The 19,371-nt window shown below is 65.6% G+C and carries 21 protein-coding genes, 1 tRNA gene and 1 pseudogene; 14 read left to right on the top strand and 9 right to left on the bottom strand.

Features of this window, described 5'->3' with window-relative positions; genetic code table 11:
• The first annotated feature begins 13 nt into the window (after nucleotides 1-13).
• Genes PEM_RS10760 through PEM_RS10745 form a run of 4 tightly spaced genes read left to right on the top strand, consistent with a single transcriptional unit; the run spans nucleotide 14 to nucleotide 2,817 of the window.
• Nucleotides 14-1,384, top strand: a complete 1,371-nt coding sequence (locus PEM_RS10760; protein WP_111127355.1) for a formimidoylglutamate deiminase — start codon at nucleotides 14-16, stop codon at nucleotides 1,382-1,384.
• Nucleotides 1,385-1,411: 27 nt separating this feature from the next.
• Nucleotides 1,412-2,140 (top strand): histidine utilization repressor, encoded by a 729-nt coding sequence (gene hutC, locus PEM_RS10755; protein WP_005417312.1) that lies wholly within the window; start codon nucleotides 1,412-1,414, stop codon nucleotides 2,138-2,140.
• A gap of 15 nt (nucleotides 2,141-2,155) precedes the next feature.
• The gene (locus PEM_RS10750) at nucleotides 2,156-2,416 is read left to right on the top strand and encodes a type II toxin-antitoxin system HicA family toxin (protein WP_240431543.1); all 261 of its coding nucleotides are present in this window, start codon (nucleotides 2,156-2,158) and stop codon (nucleotides 2,414-2,416) included.
• Nucleotides 2,417-2,424: 8 nt separating this feature from the next.
• The gene (locus tag PEM_RS10745) at nucleotides 2,425-2,817 is read left to right on the top strand and encodes a type II toxin-antitoxin system HicB family antitoxin (protein WP_111127353.1); all 393 of its coding nucleotides are present in this window, start codon (nucleotides 2,425-2,427) and stop codon (nucleotides 2,815-2,817) included.
• A gap of 165 nt (nucleotides 2,818-2,982) precedes the next feature.
• On the opposite strand, the gene PEM_RS10740 is transcribed toward PEM_RS10745, so the two are convergent.
• The 3 genes from PEM_RS10740 to PEM_RS10730 all read right to left on the bottom strand — a co-directional run bounded on the left by PEM_RS10740 (nucleotide 2,983) and on the right by PEM_RS10730 (nucleotide 5,066).
• A complete protein-coding gene (locus PEM_RS10740) occupies nucleotides 2,983-3,981 on the bottom strand; it encodes a restriction endonuclease (protein ID WP_111127351.1) in 999 nt (332 codons plus the stop codon).
• 236 nt (nucleotides 3,982-4,217) lie between these two features.
• The gene (locus PEM_RS10735; RefSeq protein ID WP_053497278.1) at nucleotides 4,218-4,709 is read right to left on the bottom strand and encodes a phasin family protein; all 492 of its coding nucleotides are present in this window, start codon (nucleotides 4,707-4,709) and stop codon (nucleotides 4,218-4,220) included.
• An 81-nt stretch (nucleotides 4,710-4,790) separates the two neighbouring features.
• Nucleotides 4,791-5,066 (bottom strand): polyhydroxyalkanoic acid system family protein, encoded by a 276-nt coding sequence (locus tag PEM_RS10730; protein ID WP_005417302.1) that lies wholly within the window; start codon nucleotides 5,064-5,066, stop codon nucleotides 4,791-4,793.
• Between the two features lie 125 nt (nucleotides 5,067-5,191).
• Between PEM_RS10730 and PEM_RS10725 the strand changes: the two genes are divergently transcribed.
• The 4 genes from PEM_RS10725 to aroA all read left to right on the top strand — a co-directional run bounded on the left by PEM_RS10725 (nucleotide 5,192) and on the right by aroA (nucleotide 9,899).
• Nucleotides 5,192-5,998, top strand: coding sequence for an FHA domain-containing protein (locus PEM_RS10725; RefSeq protein WP_032954286.1), 807 nt, complete (start codon nucleotides 5,192-5,194; stop codon nucleotides 5,996-5,998).
• Between the two features lie 180 nt (nucleotides 5,999-6,178).
• Nucleotides 6,179-7,264, top strand: coding sequence for a 3-phosphoserine/phosphohydroxythreonine transaminase (gene serC / locus PEM_RS10720; protein WP_111127349.1), 1,086 nt, complete (start codon nucleotides 6,179-6,181; stop codon nucleotides 7,262-7,264).
• 51 nt (nucleotides 7,265-7,315) lie between these two features.
• Nucleotides 7,316-8,515, top strand: coding sequence for a prephenate dehydratase (pheA, locus tag PEM_RS10715; RefSeq protein WP_005417297.1), 1,200 nt, complete (start codon nucleotides 7,316-7,318; stop codon nucleotides 8,513-8,515).
• Nucleotides 8,516-8,591: 76 nt separating this feature from the next.
• On the top strand, nucleotides 8,592-9,899 hold the full coding sequence (gene aroA / locus PEM_RS10710; protein ID WP_111127347.1) for a 3-phosphoshikimate 1-carboxyvinyltransferase: 1,308 nt from the start codon (nucleotides 8,592-8,594) through the stop codon (nucleotides 9,897-9,899).
• 186 nt (nucleotides 9,900-10,085) lie between these two features.
• Here aroA and PEM_RS10705 read toward each other — a convergent pair whose 3' ends face one another.
• Both PEM_RS10705 and PEM_RS10700 read right to left on the bottom strand, forming a co-directional pair.
• Nucleotides 10,086-10,658, bottom strand: coding sequence for an energy transducer TonB (locus PEM_RS10705; protein WP_005417293.1), 573 nt, complete (start codon nucleotides 10,656-10,658; stop codon nucleotides 10,086-10,088).
• A gap of 119 nt (nucleotides 10,659-10,777) precedes the next feature.
• Entirely contained in the window at nucleotides 10,778-11,416 is a 639-nt protein-coding gene (locus PEM_RS10700; RefSeq protein WP_005417291.1) for an energy transducer TonB, read from the bottom strand.
• Between the two features lie 113 nt (nucleotides 11,417-11,529).
• Between PEM_RS10700 and serS the strand changes: the two genes are divergently transcribed.
• On the top strand, nucleotides 11,530-12,810 hold the full coding sequence (serS, locus tag PEM_RS10695) for a serine--tRNA ligase (RefSeq protein ID WP_005417289.1): 1,281 nt from the start codon (nucleotides 11,530-11,532) through the stop codon (nucleotides 12,808-12,810).
• Between the two features lie 141 nt (nucleotides 12,811-12,951).
• Here the strand turns inward: serS and PEM_RS10690 are convergent, their stop codons facing one another.
• Nucleotides 12,952-13,302: a ligand-binding protein SH3 gene (locus PEM_RS10690; protein ID WP_111127345.1), complete on the bottom strand. Its 351-nt coding sequence runs from the start codon at nucleotides 13,300-13,302 to the stop codon at nucleotides 12,952-12,954.
• A gap of 137 nt (nucleotides 13,303-13,439) precedes the next feature.
• Nucleotides 13,440-14,027, bottom strand: a complete 588-nt coding sequence (locus tag PEM_RS10685) for an NAD(P)H-dependent oxidoreductase (protein WP_005417285.1) — start codon at nucleotides 14,025-14,027, stop codon at nucleotides 13,440-13,442.
• A 127-nt stretch (nucleotides 14,028-14,154) separates the two neighbouring features.
• Between PEM_RS10685 and PEM_RS10680 the strand changes: the two genes are divergently transcribed.
• Nucleotides 14,155-15,147 carry a LysR family transcriptional regulator gene (locus PEM_RS10680; RefSeq protein ID WP_005410175.1) on the top strand — a complete coding sequence of 331 codons (993 nt, stop codon included), beginning with the start codon at nucleotides 14,155-14,157 and terminating at the stop codon, nucleotides 15,145-15,147.
• Nucleotides 15,148-15,228: 81 nt separating this feature from the next.
• On the opposite strand, the gene PEM_RS10675 is transcribed toward PEM_RS10680, so the two are convergent.
• The gene (locus PEM_RS10675; protein WP_111127343.1) at nucleotides 15,229-16,299 is read right to left on the bottom strand and encodes a DUF4241 domain-containing protein; all 1,071 of its coding nucleotides are present in this window, start codon (nucleotides 16,297-16,299) and stop codon (nucleotides 15,229-15,231) included.
• Nucleotides 16,300-16,423: 124 nt separating this feature from the next.
• On the opposite strand from PEM_RS10675, the gene PEM_RS10670 reads away from it, so the two are divergent.
• The 4 genes and pseudogenes from PEM_RS10670 (at nucleotide 16,424) to PEM_RS10655 (ending at nucleotide 17,944) form a co-directional block, all read left to right on the top strand.
• Nucleotides 16,424-16,513 (top strand) — tRNA-Ser (locus PEM_RS10670).
• Between the two features lie 230 nt (nucleotides 16,514-16,743).
• A pseudogene (locus PEM_RS20500) lies at nucleotides 16,744-16,989 on the top strand (hypothetical protein); the annotation flags it as partial.
• A gap of 250 nt (nucleotides 16,990-17,239) precedes the next feature.
• Nucleotides 17,240-17,437 carry a hypothetical protein gene (locus tag PEM_RS10660; RefSeq protein WP_111127318.1) on the top strand — a complete coding sequence of 66 codons (198 nt, stop codon included), beginning with the start codon at nucleotides 17,240-17,242 and terminating at the stop codon, nucleotides 17,435-17,437.
• A 54-nt stretch (nucleotides 17,438-17,491) separates the two neighbouring features.
• On the top strand, nucleotides 17,492-17,944 hold the full coding sequence (locus PEM_RS10655) for a type II toxin-antitoxin system YhaV family toxin (RefSeq protein ID WP_111127316.1): 453 nt from the start codon (nucleotides 17,492-17,494) through the stop codon (nucleotides 17,942-17,944).
• Nucleotides 17,945-17,949: 5 nt separating this feature from the next.
• Here the strand turns inward: PEM_RS10655 and PEM_RS10650 are convergent, their stop codons facing one another.
• The gene (locus tag PEM_RS10650; RefSeq protein ID WP_111127314.1) at nucleotides 17,950-19,215 is read right to left on the bottom strand and encodes an ATP-binding protein; all 1,266 of its coding nucleotides are present in this window, start codon (nucleotides 19,213-19,215) and stop codon (nucleotides 17,950-17,952) included.
• Nucleotides 19,216-19,371 lie beyond the last annotated feature (156 nt).

Genomic DNA, 19,371 nt, shown 5'->3' with positions numbered 1-19,371 from the left:
GGGTTGTCCAGCCATGTCCGATTCGCGTTCCCCGCACTGTTTCCATGCCGCCCACGCCCTGCTGGCCGAGGGCTGGGCCCGTGATGTCCGCCTGCAGGTTCAGGACGGCCGCATCACCGCGATCAGCACGGGGCAGGGCGCGCAGGACGGTGACACCCGCGTCGGCATCCTGGTGCCGGGCCTGCCCAACCTGCACAGCCACGCCTTCCAGCGCGGCATGGCCGGCCTGACCGAGATCGGCGGCGGCGACGGTGACAGCTTCTGGAGCTGGCGCGAGCTGATGTACCGCTTCCTGGCCCATCTGCGCCCGGACGCGGTGCAGGCCATTGCTGCCCAGGCCTACATGGAAATGCTGGAAAGCGGCTTCACCCGCGTCGGCGAGTTCCATTACCTGCACCACGACGCCGATGGCCATGCCTATGCCAACCGCGCCGAGATGAGCGCGCGGATTGCCGCTGCGGCCGATCAGACCGGCATCGGCCTGACCCTGCTGCCGGTGTTCTACGCGCATGCCGATTTCGGTGGCGCGCCGCCGAATCCGGCGCAGCGCCGCCTGATCCACGACGTGGACGGTTTCGCGCAGCTGCTGGACGCCGCCAAGCCGGCATTGGCCGCGCTGCCCGATGCGGTGCTCGGCATTGCACCGCACAGCCTGCGTGCGGTCACCGGCGAGGAACTGAGTGCGTTGCTGCCGTTGACCGACGGCCCGGTGCACATCCATATCGCCGAGCAGGTGCGTGAAGTCGAGGCCTGCCTGGCCTGGAGCGGCCAGCGCCCGGTGCAGTGGCTGTACGACCATGCACCGGTCGATGCGCGCTGGTGCCTGGTGCATGCCACCCACATCACCGATGACGAGCGCGCGGCCATCGTCGCCAGCCAGGCTGTGGCCGGCCTGTGCCCGATCACCGAAGCCAATCTGGGCGACGGCCTGTTCCCGATGCAGGCGTTCGCCCGCGAGGGCGGGCGCTTCGGTGTCGGTTCCGATTCCAATGTGCTGATCGATGCAGCTGAAGAACTGCGCCTGCTTGAATACGGCCAGCGGCTGACCCTGCGCGGACGCAACGTGCTGGCGCCGGATGCCACCCGCAGCACCGGTCGTTTCCTGTTTGAAGGTGCATTGCACGGTGGCGCACAGGCGCTGGGCGTGGCCGCTGGCCTGCAGGTCGGCGCCAGTGCCGATCTGGTCGAACTGGATGCCGCACACCCGGCGCTGCAGGCGCGACAGGATGACGCATGGCTTGACAGCTGGGTGTTCGCCGCACGTAATGGCGCGCTGCGATCGGTCTGGCGCCATGGCCGCCAATGCGTGGCCGAGGGCCGCCACCTGCAGCGCGAGGCGATCACCACCGCCTTCGCCGCCGCCCTGCGTGGCGTGCTGGGCTGATCGCCTCCGCCACCGGGATCCCATTACGTGAAGGCAAGCAAGTCCGCCACGCTCAACCAGCGTATCCGCAGCGATCTGGAAAGCCGCATCCTCAGCGGAGAGTGGGCGCCGGGCTTCCGTATTCCCTACGAGCACGAGCTGATGGAGCAGTACGGCTGCTCGCGGATGACGGTGAACAAGGTGCTGACCGCGCTGGCCGAGAGCGGCATGATCGAGCGCCGCCGTCGCGCCGGTTCATTCGTAGCGCGTCAGCCGCCTCACCTGGAGCAGGTGGCGCTGGAGATTCCCGATATCGCGATGGAGGTCGGTTCGCGCGGCCATCAGTACGCGTACCGCCTGCTGCAGCGCGAGCTGCGCCTGGCCGACGCCGGCAATGCCGGTGAAGTGGAGCTGGCCGGCAGCGAGAAGCTGCTGGCGATGCGCTGCCTGCACCTGGCCGATGGCCGTCCGCTGGCGCTGGAGCATCGCCTGATCAGTCCGGTGGGTGTGCCCGAGGTACTGGAAGTCGATTTCAGTACCACCGCGCCGGGCAGCTGGTTGCTGCAGAACGTGTCCTGGACGCGCGCGCAGCATCGAATCAGTGCCTGGGGTGCGGACACCGCCACGGCCAGGCTGCTGGACGTGAAACCGGGCACCGCCTGCCTGGTGATCGAGCGCCTGACCTGGCGCGGTGAACAGCCGATCACCCGCGTGCGGCAGGTGTTCCTGGGGGATGCCTGGGACCTGGTTGCGCGCTTCGCGCCGGGCGCTCGCTAGGGATTCCATCCACGCATGGCGTGGATCTACTGGTCCGGTACGGCTGTCGTCTTGAACTCTGTTGGTGCGTGTGTACGATGTGTATCGTCCCTGCATGAAGAGCAGGGAACTCATCCGCGATCTGGAGGCGGCAGGTTGGACCTGTGCAGGATTCGCGGATCCCATCATGTATTCGTGCACCCGCAGTGGCCTCACATCATCACCGTGCCTCACCCCAGAAAGGATCTGGACAAGGGGCTGGTTCAGGCGTTGCGGAAGCTCGCAGGACTGACGTAGGAGGTGCCATGCGCTATCCAGTCTTGATTGAGGCCGGCGATGAACGCACCGCGTGGGGGGTCATCGTTCCCGATCTGCCGGGGTGCTTCTCGGCAGCCGACACGCTTGACGATGCACTCAGCGCGGCCGAGGAGTCTGCGCTTGCCTGGATCGATGCGGCCCTGGATGAGGGGCGCTCGATTCCCAGTCCTTCTGCGCCACAGAAGATCGTCGCCGAGGCTCCCAGTGGTACGGCCTGGATTCTTGCCTACATCTGCATTGATCCATCTCTGCTGGACGACACCATCGAGCGGGTCAACATCAGCCTGCCGCGTCGCATCCTGGCCAGGCTGGATGCGCAGGCCAAGGCGGCCGGCGAGTCCCGCTCCAGTTACATCGCCCATCTCGCAGCATTGGGCTGAGCGGGCGCCTTGTAGAGCCCAGCCCATGCTCGGCTGCTGTTCGCGCGATGCGCGATGAGTCGAGCGTGGCTCGACTCTGCAAAGGCATCCACGCATGGCGTGGATCTACCAGAGATTCGTGTATCGGGATTCAGTAGATCCGCGCCATGCGTGGATGTTGCCCCATCAATACGTAGCGCACTGCCGCCAGCGCACCGGCTCATCCACGCCGGGGCGGGCATTGAGCTGGATGCGCACGTTGCGCAGGGCGGGGTAGTGCAGCACTTCCTCACAGACCTGCGGCCAGACCTTTTCCAGTTCACCGGTGCGGTTGATCGCCAGCGTCTGCCGGGTCAGCCAGACACCGCTGGCGATGCCGGGCTTGCCGGCCAGGGCGCGGGCCAGATCGGCCTGGTAGCGATCCAGCGTGGCTGCATCCGGATTGGGGTTGCTGCGCGGGTCGGTCGCCGAGGCGACGGCAGCCTCGGCGGCGGCTACGGGGGCTGCCTCGTTCGGGGCAGGTACGGTCGCAGGCGTGGTTGAAGGCGTCGCCACCACCGACGCTGCAGCAACCGGCGCGGCCTCTTCCACACGCAGGCCCTGCAGGCCCAGGCCAACCAGCAGCCCCAGCGTTGCCGAACCCAGTGCGGCGATGGCGATGCGGCGCAGCGCTTCGTGCCGGGCGCTGGCGCGCACGCGCGCTTCGATGTCGCCGGGCAGGTAAGGCTGCAGCAATGGCCACAGGCGCGGGCCGTCCAGCACTTCAACCGCCTGCTTCTCGGCGGCGCTGCGGCCGTCGCGCTCGATGCGGCCTTCGGTCAGCAGCACGCCGCCCTTGGCGCCGGCCAGGCGCGCGGCCGCACCCAGCTCGTTCACTGCGGCGGTGCCGATGCGGTAGGCCAGGCCGTGCTTGCACGACACCAGCCAGTGGTTGGGGCCATCGCTGAGCATGAAATCGCTGCTTGGCTCGCGGGCTTCTTCCGCCGGATCGATCAGTTCACGCAGGCCGCGCTGTTCGCGCAGCATGCGCTTGACCAGAACGGAGAATTCGCGCCAATGCATGCCCGCCAGGGCCTGCAGGCCGAGTTGCATCTCCTTCTGCCGCCGCTTGACCCACCACAGATAGACAACGGCCAGGAAACAGCTAAGCAGGGCCGACAGCAGGGCCAGGATCCAAGGGAGCATGCAGGAGTAGGGCGGAAGGGGCGAAAGCGGAGAACGACAGTGTAAAGGTCGCGGTGCCTGGCCGGGTCAGGATGTTCCTGACAGAAAGCGTGATGGAGCGCGCAGATCGGCGTACAGCGGGCACGAAAAACCCGCCAATCCTGAAGCCGTGAGGGGAGGGAACAAACGGCAGCCGAAGCGATTGGCGGGTTGCTCGCGATTGTCAACCAATTTTTATTGCATTGCAACAATCGTGGTCAGGGCACGCTGTCCGGTGACTGATGGCTGCCCGGAGCAGGGGCATCGGTGCCGGACGCGGCGCGGTTTTCCAGCTTGGCCAGGCGCGCGTGCAGGGCATCAATGCGCGCCTCCAGCGCGGTCACTTCGTCGGCGGTGGGTACATGCAGGCGCTTGAGTACGCCCTGCACCTGGTCATCGAAGGCCTTCTCGACCTTGTTCCAGGTGCCGGAGGCCTTCTCGCGGGCCTCGTCCAGCGAGGTCTCGACATTGTCACGCCAGCCCGGGCCCTGGTCGCCGTTGCGTTCACGGCGGCGGGCTTCCCAGGCTTCGCCTTCCTTCACAAGGCCGTCGAAGAAGCGGCTGCCCTCGGCCTGGGCGCGACCCAGCGCACCCAACCCGGCCAGCCAGACCTGCTGGGCCGAATCGCTCAGCTTGCGCGAGAAGCGCTCGGCCTGGTCACCGAAAGAGGCATCGTCGTTGCGGCGGTCGTCGTTCTCGTAGTGGTTCATCGCACTTCCCGTGGGAGTTGGGCCTGCCCCCGAGAGTAGCGCGCACCGGCGTTGCACGGCCGTGACGGCCGCCGCCGGGGTTCAGCCCAGCTTTTCCTTCAGCACACGCTGGATCTCGCCTTCGACCATGCCCTTCATCGCCGACAGCAGGAAGCCCAGCTTGGCGGTTACGCGCACCGCGCCCGGCTGCAGTTCGATCGCACCGTCCACGCCGCTGCCGGAGAAGTTCAGTACGTCGGCGGTCCAGGACGACTTCAGGCCAAAGCGCTCGGACAGCTTGGCAGCGACCTGTTCGATCGCGGCGCGCGCCTGTGCATCGGGCAGGGCGTGGGCGTGGCGGACATCGATGGTGGACATGCAGGCTCCTGGCGCAGGGCGGGGATGGTCGAAGAGGGCAAGCATTGTGCGCATCAAGGGCCGCCGCGCCAAGCACTCATCGTGGGTTCTTCTTCGTTGGCGACCAACCTGCTAGGCTGCGCCGCGTGCAGAACCTGCTTGTTCACTTCAGTCAACAACAACAGCCCGACCAGCCCTTGCGGCCCGGGGTGCAGCGCATCGTGCGCCAGGCCAACGGCAGCGTGCGGCTCGGAGATCCTGGCCACGGCGCACTGCTGCTGGCCCAGTTCTGCATGGATGATCGCGGCCTCTGGCTGCAGGTCGGCAACGGCATCCGCGGCGTCCACGTCAACGGTCGCCCGGTACGCCGGATGGCCCTGCTGCGTGCAGGCGATGCGGTGTATGTGGATGGCGTGGAGATGGTCCTGCAGGGCGAGGTCGAAAGCCTGCTGCAGGCGCCTGCGCCGAAAGCCGAAGATGGCAGCGACGAGCAGCAGCGGCTGCTGCGCGGTGTCGGCGGTCTCCATCATGGCCGCAGCTTCACCCTGTCGCGGGCCCGCCTGATCGGGCGTGGCAACGAGGCCGACATCGCCATCGATGACCCGGCTTTTGCCGAGCAGCATGCCCGCGTGGAAGTGCACGGCGAACGCGTGCTGCTGCGCGATCTCGGCAGTGCCGACGGCACCCGCGTCAATGGCGTGGCCGTGCGCCATTGCTGGCTGCAGGCCGGCGACCAGGTGGTGTTCGATGGCCAGCACCGTTTCGTGCTGGAAGTGCCGCATGATCCGCGCCGACGGTCGTTGCCGGTCGAGGACGAGTCGGGCGAGGACGTGGAACAGGCGCCGGTGCTGCCGGCCGCGCCGCGCAGGGTGCGGCGCTGGCCGTGGCTGCTGGTCAGTGCGCTGCTGCTGGCCGCGCTGCTCAGCCTGCTGCTCTGGTTCGGCGCGCGCTGACGGTAGTGCCGGCCGCTGGCCGGCAACCGCCGCCCCGAATCCGTTAGGTTGCCGGCCAGCGGCCGGCACTACCCGGTCGCGTTGCCGATGGATTCCGATGAAACCAAATTTCCCTTGCCGCACAAGGCCGCAAGGCTGGTGCACTGCGGCATACTAGGGGTCTTGCCCCACAGGTGTGACATGACGCGCGCGTTCAACTTCAGTGCCGGCCCTGCGACCTTGCCGGAATCGGTCCTGCGCCAGGCGCAGGCGGAAATGCTGGACTGGCACGGGTCCGGCGCTTCGATCGTGGAAATGAGCCATCGCGGCGCGGAATTCATGTCCGTGGCCGCCGAGGCCGAGGCCGACCTGCGTCGCCTGCTCGATATTCCCGAAGACTATGCGGTGCTGTTCCTGTCCGGTGGTGCCACCACCCAGCAGGCGTTGATCCCGCTGAACTTCGCCGCCCCCGGCCAGCGTGCCGACTACGTGGTCAGTGGCCACTGGGGCAAGACCGCGGTCAGGCAGGCCGGTGTCTACGTGGACGTCAACATCGCCGCCAGCAGCGAGGCCGATGGCTATCGCACGCTGCCGCCGCGCGCCGACTGGCAGCTGTCACCCGATGCCGCCTACGTGCACATCACCGCCAACGAGACCATCCACGGCGTCGAGTTCCGTGATGTGCCCGACACCGGCAACGTTCCGCTGATCGCCGACTTCAGCTCGTCCATCGCCAGCGAGCCGCTGGACGTGCGCCGCTACGGCGTGATCTATGCCGGTGCGCAGAAAAACCTGGGTCCGGTCGGCATCGCGGTGATGATCATCCGCCGCGACCTGCTCGAGCGCAGTGGCCAGCCACGCGCGGACATCTTCGATTACCGCTCGCATGTCGCCCGCGATTCGATGCTGAACACCCCGCCGACCTGGAACTGGTATCTGGCCGGTCTGGTGTTCAAGTGGATGCTGGCCGAGGGCGGCGTGACCGAGTTCGCCAGGCGCAATGCCGCCAAGGCCGCGCTGGTGTACGGCGCCATCGACGGCTCCGGCGGCTTCTACCGCAATGAGGTTGCACACGCGGCCCGTTCGCGGATGAACATCCCGTTCTTCCTGCCCGATGCCGATCTCGATGCCCGCTTCGTGGCCGAGGCCAAGGCCGCTGGCCTGCTGGCGCTGAAGGGGCACAAGGTCGTCGGTGGCATCCGTGCCTCGCTGTACAACGCCATGCCGCTGGCCGGGGCCGAGGCGCTGGTCGCCTTCATGGCCGATTTCCAGCAGCGTCACGGCTGAGCAATGAACGGCGCGCACCGTCGGGTGCGTTCCCCGCAACAAGGAATTCCGATGGCAAGCAGCAAATCCAGCAAGAAGGCGCCGAAGAAGGCCGAACCGGCCAAGGACAGCGTGCCCACCAAGGCGAAGGGCAAGGCCAAGGCCACCTCGAACCCGGCACCCACCCTGGCGCCGCTGGCGCTGGCCGATGTGCGCTCGAAGATCGACCAGATCGACCGCGACATCCAGAGCCTGATCGCCGAGCGCGCGCGCTTCGCCCACCAGGTCGGCAAGGCCAAGGGCAAGCTCGCCGCCGCCGTCGACTACTACCGCCCCGAGCGCGAAGCGCAGGTGCTGCGCATGGTGGTGGACCGCAACGAAGGCCCGCTCAGCGATGAACTGCTGGTGCACGTCTACCGCGAGATCATGTCGGCCTGCCTGGCCCAGCAGGAGCCGCTGAAGATCGGTTACCTCGGCCCGGAAGGCACCTTCAGCCAGCAGGCCGTGCTCAAGCACTTCGGCCGCTCGGCGCTGGGCCTGCCGATGGCCAGCATCGAAGAGGTGTTCCAGGAAGTGGAAGCGGGCAACGCCGATTTCGGCGTGGTGCCGGTGGAGAATTCGGGGCAGGGCACCATCCAGATCACCCTGGACATGTTCCTGACTTCCAACCTGAAGATCTGCGGCGAAGTGGAACTGCGCGTGCAGCAGTACCTGATGTCGCGCAGCGGCCGCATCGAGGACATCGAGCGCATCTACGCGCACCCGCAGTCGTTCATGCAGACCTCGGCGTGGCTGCGCGCCAACCTGCCGAAGGCCGAGAAGATTCCGGTGTCGAGCAACGCCGAAGGCGCGCGTCGTGCGCGCAACGCCGACGACGCGGCGGCCATCGGCGGCGAGAGTGCCGGTCACGTGTACGGCCTGAAGAAGGTGGTCACCAAGCCGATCCAGAACGATGCCGACAACACCACCCGCTTCCTGGTGGTGGGTCGCAACATTTTCCCGACCTCCGGGCACGACCGCACCTCGGTGCTGGTGTTCATCCATGACAAGCCCGGTGCGCTGTTCGACGTGCTCAGCCCGTTCGCCCGCCACGGCATCAGCATGAACCGAATCGAGTCGCGGCCGTCACACCACGGCAAGTGGGAGTACGGTTTCTTCATCGACCTGGCCGGTCATATCGACGACGCGCCGATGCAGGCCGCGCTGGCCGAACTGGAAGCGCACTCGGCGCAGATCAAGGTGCTGGGCTCCTATCCGGTGGCCGTGCCCTGAGTGCTGCTGTGGCGGCAACAGCCGCCGCTCCCTGATGCATCGCCGGCGCTGCCGGTGTTTACGGAATGATCGAACGATGAGCAACGCGCAACACTGGATTGCCCGCAAGGGCCAGCCGCTGCAGGGCAGCCTGACCATTCCCGGCGACAAGTCGGTCTCGCACCGCTCGGTGATGTTTGCCGCGCTGGCCGATGGCACCTCGCACATCGAGGGCTTCCTGGAAGGTGAGGACACCCGTGCCACGGCGCGCATCTTCAGCCAGCTGGGGGTGCGCATCGAAACGCCCAGCCCGTCGCAGCGCGTCGTGCACGGCGTCGGTATCGATGGCCTGAAGGCGCCGGATGCACCGCTGGATTGCGGCAATGCCGGTACCGGCATGCGCCTGCTGGCCGGCCTGCTGGCGGGGCAGTCGTTCGACTGCACGCTGATCGGCGATGAATCGCTGTCCGGCCGCCCGATGCGCCGCGTGACCGGCCCGCTGTCGCAGATGGGCGCAAGGATCGACACCCAGGACGACGGCACGCCGCCGCTGCACGTGCATGGTGGCCAAGCGCTGCACGGCATCGATTTCGCCTCGCCGGTGGCCAGTGCGCAGGTCAAGTCGGCGGTGCTGCTGGCCGGGCTGTATGCGCAGGGCGAAACCAGCGTGACCGAACCGCACCCGACCCGCGACTACACCGAGCGCATGTTGTCCGCATTCGGCGTGGACATCGCGTTTTCGCCGGGCAAGGCCCGCCTGCGCGGTGGCCAGCGCCTGCGCGCCACGGATATCGTGGTACCCGCCGATTTCTCTTCGGCCGCGTTCTACCTGGTCGCCGCCAGCATCATTCCCGGTTCCGAGCTGCGCCTGAAGCAGGTCGGCCTGAATCCGCGTCGCACTGGCCTGCTGCATGCGCTGCGCCTGATGGGTGCGGACGTCAGCGAAGAGAACCCGGCAGAACAGGGCGGTGAACCGGTGGCCGACCTGGTGGTGCGCTACGCCCCGCTGAAGGGCGCACGCATTCCGGAAGCGCTGGTGCCGGACATGATCGACGAGTTCCCGGCGCTGTTCGTGGCCGCCGCGGCCGCCGAGGGCCAGACCGTGGTGAGCGGTGCGGCCGAACTGCGAGTGAAGGAATCCGACCGCCTTGCGGCGATGGCCACCGGCCTGCGAGCGCTGGGCATGCAGGTGGACGAGACCGAAGACGGCGCCACCCTGCACGGGGGCGTGCGCCTGGGCAGCGGCACCATCGAAAGCCACGGTGACCACCGTATTGCCATGGCGTTTGCCATTGCCGGCCAGATCAGCGACGGCGAAGTGCGCATCAACGACATCGCCAACGTCGCCACCTCCTTCCCGGACTTCGACGGCCTGGCACGCAGCGCCGGCTTCAACCTGGCCTGATCGGCCGATCAGGTTTTCCGGTAGGTGCCAACCATGGTTGGCACGCGCCCCCTGTCCGGTAGGTGCCGACCTCGGTCGGCGCGCTCACATCGCTCGGTAGGTGCCGACCTTGGTCGGCACGCTTCTCCGCATAAAAGGACGGAGGCCGAAGCCTCCGTCTAAACATCACGAACCCCTCGTCCGCGATCAACGCTGTCCGGTACGGAAATCCACCGGGACCCGCACCACACTGGCCACTGCACGGCCTTCATGCATCGCCGGCTGGAACTTCCAGTTCTGCACGGCGCTCAGCACCGCACGATCCAGGTCACGGCTGCGCTCGCCGCTGCGCGAAACAATCGCAGCATTGGTGACCTGGCCGCGGGCATCGACATTCAGGCTGGCGATCACGCTGCCCTGCACGCCATTGCGCAGCGCGGCAGCGGGGTAGGTCGGCTTGCTGTTGCCTGCCAGCGGGCGTGCCTCGCGATTGCGTACGGCAGGGGGGGCCTTGCGCTGGTTGCCGGCCGCTGCGGCCTGGCGGGCCGCAGGCTGTTGTACATCGGCGACCGGCGCCTGCTCGGGCGCGGGCAGCATGCGCTCGCCGACCGGTGCCGGCGCCACGTCTTCCTGGTTCGAGTGACGCAGCCAGAGCAGCGCGGCGGCAAACATCGCCACGATCAGCGCGATCCACATCCAGGGCGACGTGGGCTTGTGCTGTTCGCTGGCGTCCTGCTGCAGCTGCGGCGAATGAAGGTCTTCGTGGGTGGTGGCGGTCATCGCAAACTCCTTCCGTCAATGGACGACGGGGAGAGTGTTGCGCGGGCCAGTGGCGGGAAGTGTCAGCGTTGCGTCAACGCGACCGGCAGGGTTCAGTTTGCCTGCCGGGAAACGTTCAGTTACTGGGTCTTGAAGTCGAACGGCACTTCAATGCTGCCCGGTACGGCCTGGCCGTTGCTCTGCGCCGGGGTGAAGCGCCAGCGGCGCACCGCATCGGTCGCGGCACGGTCGAGCTCGCGTGAGCCGCTGCGCTGGATCACCGTGGCATTGTTCGGATAGCCGGTGGCATCCACGTCCACGCGCACCACCACGCTGCCGGTCTCGCCGGCGCGCAGCGCGGCGGCCGGGTAGGCCGGTGGAGGCGACTGGCCGGCAATCGGCATCGGCTGGCTGTTGCCTGTAGCAGCCGGCGCCGGGGCCGGTGCGACCGGGGCCGCTTCAGCGACGGGCGCCGGCGGTGGCGGCGGGGTTTCGACCAGCTTCGGGGCTTCCTCCTCGACCGGGGCCGGCTTGGCATCGGGCATGTCGCTGGAACCGGCGGCCGCAGCCAGCGGTTCGGGCAGCGGTTCCACCTGCGCCGTCTCCTGTGGGGTCTGTGCGGCCGGGTCGGCGCGGAAGAATTCCTTGTCGCGACCGGTGTACCAGACCAGCACGAACAGCAGTACGCCCACGCCGAAGGCGATGCCGGCGATCTTCAGGGCGTTGCGCGGGATATGCACGGTAAACGACTTGGCGGACGACGAGCGGGGTGCAGACATGGACCGGACCAGTACGGAATGCCCCGATTCTGCCACGGCGGGAATGAACCGGGCGGCAGAAATCCGTATAACAAGCGATAATCCCATCCCTGATACCCACCACGACACCTGCCATGCTTGATCCAGCCCTGCTCCGCCACCAGCCCGCCGACCTCGCCGAACGCCTGCGCACCAGCCGCGGCTTCGAGCTCGACGTGTCTGCCCTGGAGTCCCTGGAGGCCGATCGCAAGCGCATCCAGGTGCGTACCCAGGAGCTGCAGAGCCTGCGCAACAGCCGTTCCAAGGCCATCGGCCAGGCCAAGGCCAAGGGCGAGGACGTGTCGGCCATCATGGCCGAGGTCGCTGCATTCGCCGACGAGCTGAAGGCCTCGGAAGTGGCGCTGGACGAGCTGCGCGAGAAGATCGAAGCGATCTCTATGGGGATTCCGAACCTGCCGGCCGATGACGTGCCGGCCGGTGCCGACGAGAACGACAATGTCGAGCAGGCGCGCTGGGGTACTCCGCGCCAGTTCGACTTCAAGGTGCTCGACCACGTTGAGCTGGGTGCGCGCAACGGCTGGCTGGACGGCGAGACCGCGGCCAAGCTGTCCGGCTCGCGCTTCACCGTACTGCGCGGCCCGATCGCGCGCCTGCACCGTGCGCTGGCCCAGTTCATGGTCGACCTGCACACCGGTGAGCACGGCTATGAGGAAACCAACGTGCCGCTGCTGGTCAACGCCGATTCGCTGCGTGGCACCAGCCAGCTGCCGAAGTTCGAGGACGACCTGTTCAAGACCGCCGTGGGCGACTCCACGCGGTACCTGATCCCGACCTCGGAAGTGCCGCTGACCAACATCGTGCGCGACGAGATCGTCGACGCCGAGCGCCTGCCGCTGCGCATGACCGCCCACTCGATGTGCTTCCGTGCCGAGGCCGGCAGCGGGGGCCGCGACGTGCGCGGCATGATCCGCCAGCACCAGTTCGAGAAGGTCGAGCTGGTCTCGATCAGCCGCCCGGAAGACAGCGACGCCGAGCACCAGCGCATGACCCGCTGTGCCGAAGTGGTGCTGGAAAAGCTGGGCCTGCCGTACCGCAAGGTGCTGCTGTGCACCGGCGACATGGGCTTCTCGGCGGTGAAGACCTACGATCTGGAAGTCTGGCTGCCGTCGCAGGAGACTTACCGCGAGATCTCCTCGTGCTCGAACTGTGGTGACTTCCAGGCCCGCCGCATGCAGGCGCGCTGGCGCAACCCGGCCACCGGCAAGCCTGAGCTGGTGCATACCCTGAACGGCTCGGGCGTGGCGGTTGGCCGCGCGATGATCGCGGTGATGGAGAACTACCAGAACGTCGACGGCAGCATCACCGTGCCGGAGGCCCTGCGCCCGTACATGGGCGGCCTGGAAACCATCGCCTGATTCTCTGGCTGGGTGGGTGCCATGCTTGCATGGCACCGTACCCACGCATGGCGTGGATCTACTTGAGGATGTTGCACGCGCCGGGCATGAATTCAACGATGCCCCAGTAGATCCACGCCATGCGTGGATGAACCCCGGCGATCACTCCACAGCGCGCAGCTTCTCCAACGGCACCCATCCCGGTTCGCCGGCCTCCGGCATGCACCATGCCCACCCGTTAAGCGTGCGCATCCCTCGCAGCAGCTGCCCCGGATCCACATCCAGCTCCCGCGCGCAGTAATCCTCGGTGGCAAACGCGCCACCCTGCGCATCGCGGCCGATCACCGGCGCCGGCACGAAGCCGGGCTGCTGCCCCTCGGCCTCGCACAGGAACCAGTCGTCCCAGCCCTCCGGGCCTTCATAGCGTTCGCCCACTACCAGCGCCTGGCCGCGGCGCAGGGTGATCGGGTGCGGAAATTCGCTGCGGTGCGCAGCCGTCACGATGTAGTTCATGCCCCCAGCCTAGCGCGTCGCAAAAGAAGACGGCCCCGCACAGCGGGGCCGCCAGGGTGGGCCGGGATGGGGGAGGGGATCCCGGCCCGCGTTCAGCGCCCAGACGAGGAGAGAGGGGCGCCGAACGTTGGAACGCGTTACGCAGCGACGGCTTCGGCCGCTTCGTGCGACGGAAGTGCCGCCAGCGCACCGGCAATGGCGTCTTCACGGTGCTGCGGCGAATAGGCGATGCCTTCGGCGCGCACGAATTCGACCTCGTTGATGCCCATGAAGGCGAACACCTGGCGCAGGAACGGCTCCTGGAAGTCGGCCGGCGAGTCGGTGTAGATGCCGCCACGGCTGCTGGCGATGATCACCCGCTTGCCACCGGCCAGGCCCACCGGGCCGTTCTCGGTGTACTTGAAGGTGCGGCCGGCCACGGCCACGCGGTCGATCCAGGCCTTCAGCGTGGATGGAATGCTGAAGTTGTACATCGGCGCGCCGATCACCACGATGTCGGCGTCCAGGAACTGCTGCATCACCTGTTCAGCGTCGGTCGCCTCGGCCGCGTCGGTCTTGGCCAGCGAGCTGCTGCGCAGATGCGGTACCGGATTGGCGTCAAGATCGCGATAATCGACCTGCAGGCCATCGATCTGGCTGGCGAAGCGGGCGACCACAGCGGCCGACAGCTGGCGCGAGACGGAGTTGTCGCCAAGCACGCTGGCGTCGAGATGCAGAAGCTTCATGGCAGTCACCTGTGTTCTGGGAGGAAGGGGCGGGGTGGCCCCGCCGACGGAGAGAACGATAGGTTGTTGCAAAGGCGGAATAAAGGTGGTTGAATGCCACGTATTGTTCTAGATATGGAACTCGGGTATGCATGACCTGAATGACCTGTACTACTTCGCGATGGTGGTCGACCACGGCGGATTCGCCGCCGCCGAGCGCGCACTGGGTATTCCCAAGTCGCGCCTGAGCCGCCGCATCAGCCAGCTGGAAACCGACCTGGGGGTACGCCTGCTGCAGCGCTCCACGCGCCGTTTCGCGGTCACCGATGTCGGCACCAGCGTGCATCGCCATGCGCAGACAATGCTGGCCGAGGCCCAGGCCGCCCGCGAAGTGGTGGACCGCCTCAGCGCGGAGCCGCGCGGCGTGGTGCGCGCCAGCGTGCCGGTGTCACTGGCGCAGATGCAGCTGCCCAAGCTGCTGCCCAAGTTCCTTGAGCAGTACCCGAAGGTGCGGCTGCAGCTGAACATCAGCAACCGCCGCGTGGATATCATCAATGAAGGCTACGACGTCGCCCTGCGCGTGCGTTCGCGCCTGGATGACGACGGCAGCCTGGTGATGCGCAGCTTCGGCCAGGTGCAGGAACTGCTGGTGGCCAGCCCGAAGTACCTGGACCGCGCCGGACGCCCCAAGGACCCGGAAGAGCTCACCCAGCACGTCACCCTCAGCATCAGCGAAGACGAAGCACGCCAGCGCTGGGAACTGCATGGCCCGGAAGGCGAAGTGCGCCGGGTCGACTTGCAGCCGCGCGTGGCCGGTTTCGACTTCCCGCTGCTGCAGAGCATGGTGAAGGACGGTTTCGGCATCACCATGCTGCCGGAGACCGTGTGCGCCGACGCCGTGCGCAACGGCGAGCTGGAAGTGGTGCTGCCGGACTGGTCACTGCCGCAGGGCGTGTGCCACGCCGTGTTCGCCTCGCGCCGCGGCCTGCTGCCGGCGGTGCGCGTGTTCATCGACTTCCTGGCCGAGCACCTGCCGCCGCAGCTGGAGGCCTCGCGCCTGGATTGCGGTGGCGCCTGTGAAAAGGCCAAGGAGCGGATCAAGGCCAGTGCGCTGGGCGCGTTGGCAGTGGATGCGGGCTGAGGCACCTGCCCGCAACTGCACCGCCAATCTGTGAAACGGTAGCGCCGGGCCATGCCCGGCGTTGCTGCTTTCCGGCCCCGGTCACTTCCGCCCGAACAACCGGTCCCAGAAGCTGCGCTGCGGCGGTGCGGCCGGTGTGGGCTCGGCCATGACCGGTGCTTCCAGCACCGCCATCAGCTCCGCGCTGCGTGGCTTCTTCAGGAAGCGCGCATAGTCCAGGTAGCTGGTCACCTTGCTCATGTGCAGCCGCTCGGGCATTGCCGGCAACGCGCCGCCCTGCAGGAGTACCCGCAATGCCTCTGGGCGGTCCAGACGGATCGCCTCGAACACGGCGGTGCCGCCGCAACCAGGCTCGATCTGGTTGGCGCGCTGTGGCGCATCCTTCAGCAGGTCGCGCAATGCGTTAGCATCATCGCGTTCCACCGCCGCTACAAGCCGTGCCAGCGCTTCAGCCTCTTCGTATGGGAGGCTGTCGCGATAGGCCTGGTCGGCGATCTCGCGCTCGTCGCGCCCGTCTCCGCTCTGGATGCACAGGAAATCGGTGACCAGAGCGACTGGAATGCCGGACGTATCCAGCGCCCAGTAGCTGGGGTAAACGCCGTCGCCCCAGCCGCTGGTGAATACGACCAGGCCGTATGGTGAGTCCTCGCCCCAAGGGCGGTATTCGGCGCCCTCATCCAAGCCGTCATGGTCGATCAGCGCATCCGACCACTCGCCGCCTTCGTCGCCATCGGCCCGTTCGATCAGGGCCAGCAGTGCCTGCTGGGTGTCGGTGTCCATGAAGCAGCCGATGCCGGCGTCGACCGGGTAGCCGATGAAGCTGTCCTCATCCAGTCCGGTCAGGTCCTGCGTGGTCCAGCGCGCCATCTGCCAGTGCAGGGCAGATGCCGTGAGGGCTTCGCGGGGCTTGAACCAGACCACGGCCAGTGCCGGGCGGCCGCTGTGCACGATGATCTCGACCGCATGCCGGCCCAGCGGGGCGGTGTAGTCGGCCAGCGCGGGCGCTTCGGCCTGGACCAGCGGATCGCAGACCACCAGGTGCCCGCTGCTGACCGGCAGGTGCCCGGCGAACGTGCGGTGCAGGGCCACTGCGGCCAGCTGGGTGTCGTCCAGCAGGGTGGTGCGCAGGTTGGCCAGGTCGAGATGGGCCATGGGGGCTCCGATTGCAGTGAAGGCCCCACCGTGCCGGATGCGAAGGTCGGGAGCAAGGGTGGTCTTGGGCAAATGCCCTTCACGTGCGAGAATACGCCGCTGCCCGGGCGACCGGGACCCGATTGGAGAGATGGCCGAGCGGTTTAAGGCACCGGTCTTGAAAACCGGCGAAGGGTCAAACCTTCCGTGGGTTCGAATCCCACTCTCTCCGCCAGTCTTTGCAAAAAGCTCCTAGAAATAGGGGCTTTTTCGTTTCTACAGCTTTCGCTACCCGCCCGCTTACCCATCCACCTGCAAAGGTCGATTCTGCTCGAACTGCTGCCGAACTTTCAGCCGCGCCCATGATGGCTTCCGATGCGGCGAGCCCTGATAGGACGGTCGGCCAGCCCAAGCTGGAACTGCTGAGCGCTGCAGCTTTTGGTTGCTGTAGGCACAGACGTGTGAGCGGCGAGCCTGGCCCAACGCAAGCGCTACGCCGAGCTCTGGTGCGCGGTCAGGTCTACCTAGAGTTGCGCCTGCGAGCAGCCGTGGCCCGGCTGCTGGACACCAGGCCGAGCGAACCGCTCGAACCGCTGCCCGGCCTGCCGCCGACCCGCGAGCACCTGCAATAGGCTCAGCGCTTGGCCGAGACGGGGGGCGAAGGGGTTGGAGCGGGTCAAGGAAGGGCTGGAGCCGCGCAGGCCGCCAGCTTAGTGAGGTGGTGATTCTCTGAGAATTTGTTTTGTTAAATCAATCGGTTGCGGGTATTGGGGGCCGGGAGTGGACTCCGCGCGAAGGTGCAAAGGGACAGATACCAAATCTGGTGACGGCTGCTTAGCTACCAAAGGTTGACACTTTTTACAGTTGTCAATAGACTTGACACCGAGAAATTTATGGCTTTTAACGGTTCGAGGGCGGGCGATTGCTTGCCCTTTGTGCTGCCCGGAGTCAAGGAGTGATTATGAATGGCGTTGCGAAATCTGTTGATCTGAGCTTTGCCGACGATGTTGAGGTGGCAGAGGCGTTGATGCTGTCCATGTTCGACAGGGAAGTGAGGTCTGGCGATGCGATCGTTGATTTGACGGCCGCCTTGCGTGACCGGGTGTCTCTCCTTCGACTGAAGGCTGAGCGCTTCCAAGGCGCCCACTCGGAGGGGTAAGCTTGGCGCCCTCGCGGCTTTCGTTGAGCTGCGATTCTTCAGCTAGGGGGCTGCTTGATCGTCAAGGGATGGAAGTTGAAGGCGCATCGCCTTTTCTTGGAAAAGTACGAGCAGCTTCTTGCTGCAGTCGAGCGTAAGGCTGAAGATGATCCAGAAGGATTCGCGGATTCTCCCGATTGGAAGTTGCTCGATCGCCTTGACCGGGTAATTTTTGAGCGTGTACCCCAGGACCCAACTCACGTTGATTATGTCGTGAGTACACTTGGTCGTGCCGCATGGCGTCGAGTGAAAGGGGGCATGCCGTCGAGATATCGATTGTTCTTCCAGTTCCGCAGCGACAGGCGAACTATCATCTACGCCTGGTACAACGACGAGAATACACTTCGGAAGGCGGGGGCGCGTACCGATGTCTATGTCGTATTTAAGGCCCTATTGAAGCGCGGAACTGTGCCGTCCGATTTCGAAGAACTAGAGAGGCACGCGGCCTCTTTAGCAGTTAAGTCCTAGACTAGTCACCATTGGTCCGAAAGTTCGAGCTGACGACGATTCTGATAGACCTCGGCGGTATCGTCGTCAATCATTCCGGTTGCTAAGCCCTTCAGTATGACGAATGGTTGCATAAGCGGGTCGCTAAATCGATAGCGATAATTTCTTGATTCGCCATCTCGGTGCAATACGCCGCCCCTCTGCTCATTGCAGAATTCGTTCATATGGGACGCGAATGTTGCTGGCTTGTAGTTCTTACCTGGAAGGATGCGATTCAGGGGTTGAGTGACCGCGGATTGCTGGAATGCACCGAGTTCGTCTCCTTTGGCCAGCGCACATGCGAGCAGCACATGCGCAAAGAGTGCATCATTACGTGGGCTGCGAATAGCCTTCATATAGCTATCTTGAATGCTTTGATCCAGTTCGCTGACAGAGGCGCTTAGCGCGCTGCTCACGTCAACGGCATTGATCTCTCGACGATGCTCATCGAGAGCCGCGCGTCCGGAATGCATGCCGATAAGCTGCGCATAGAATGGCAGTCCGCGCGCTAGGAAAGTCATCTTCCACATCGCTTCCTCATCTGCTCGCATGCCGCAACGCTTGTAGCGGGTGGCAATAATCTGGGCCAGCTCCTGCTGTGACATTCGAGGCATCTTCACCTGAACCATCGCGCGGGCAACGGAGCGATGCCCCTCGATAAGTTGGCCAACGTCATCAGCTACGCCAACTAGGACAATAGTCGCCCGACTCGAGTAATCTGAGAGAGCCTTAAGTGTGTCAGCAATCGCCGCCGTGACCTCGGTCGATTGGATTCGGTCGAATTCATCGATGACGATCAGCGCCGATGCTCTTGCAGGTATGGCGCTCAACGTCACCACAATGTCGTCAATAGATAGCTCGCCATAATGCTGATCGCAAATATTTTCGAATAGCTGTGCGATCTCCCTGTCCACTCGCGCGTCAGTCATAAGCCTACGGAAGATCTTTTTCCAAAGGCTAGTAAAATTCTCCCCGGGTTCGGCATTTAGTTTTGCATACAGGGTTTTGAAGAGAGGATTGCGGACGACTAGGTTCAGCACGTTTGCTAGAGATGTTTTTCCAACGCCTCGCTCTCCGAATATCAACGCGTGACGACCGCGCTGCTCCACCGCATCAATCAGCAAGCGCAACTGGTCCAGTCGGCCGGCGAAAAGATCCCTTTCAAGCACGGGTGCGCCCGGGCTAAAGGCTTCATTGAGCTCCGACCGGATCGCATGAACAGTCTCAATGTTGGAAATTGATTTGGTGAACATCGATGTGGTGACTGCCTTGTGATTGGTCTAAGAGAACTCGAGCCGCCTTCGCGTCGCAGTAGTAGCCTACCGGCGTTGCTAGGTTTGATCCAGTCCAAGTCCACGCGTCGAAGCTGTTCGAGCGTTCTGGGGCTCTACTTAGCCCTTAATCTGCTT

Source organism: Stenotrophomonas sp. Pemsol (assembly GCF_003586545.1).
Lineage (GTDB): Bacteria > Pseudomonadota > Gammaproteobacteria > Xanthomonadales > Xanthomonadaceae > Stenotrophomonas > Stenotrophomonas sepilia.
Note: the sequence above shows the minus strand (reverse complement) of the source record. Positions and strands in the feature narration are given on the sequence as shown.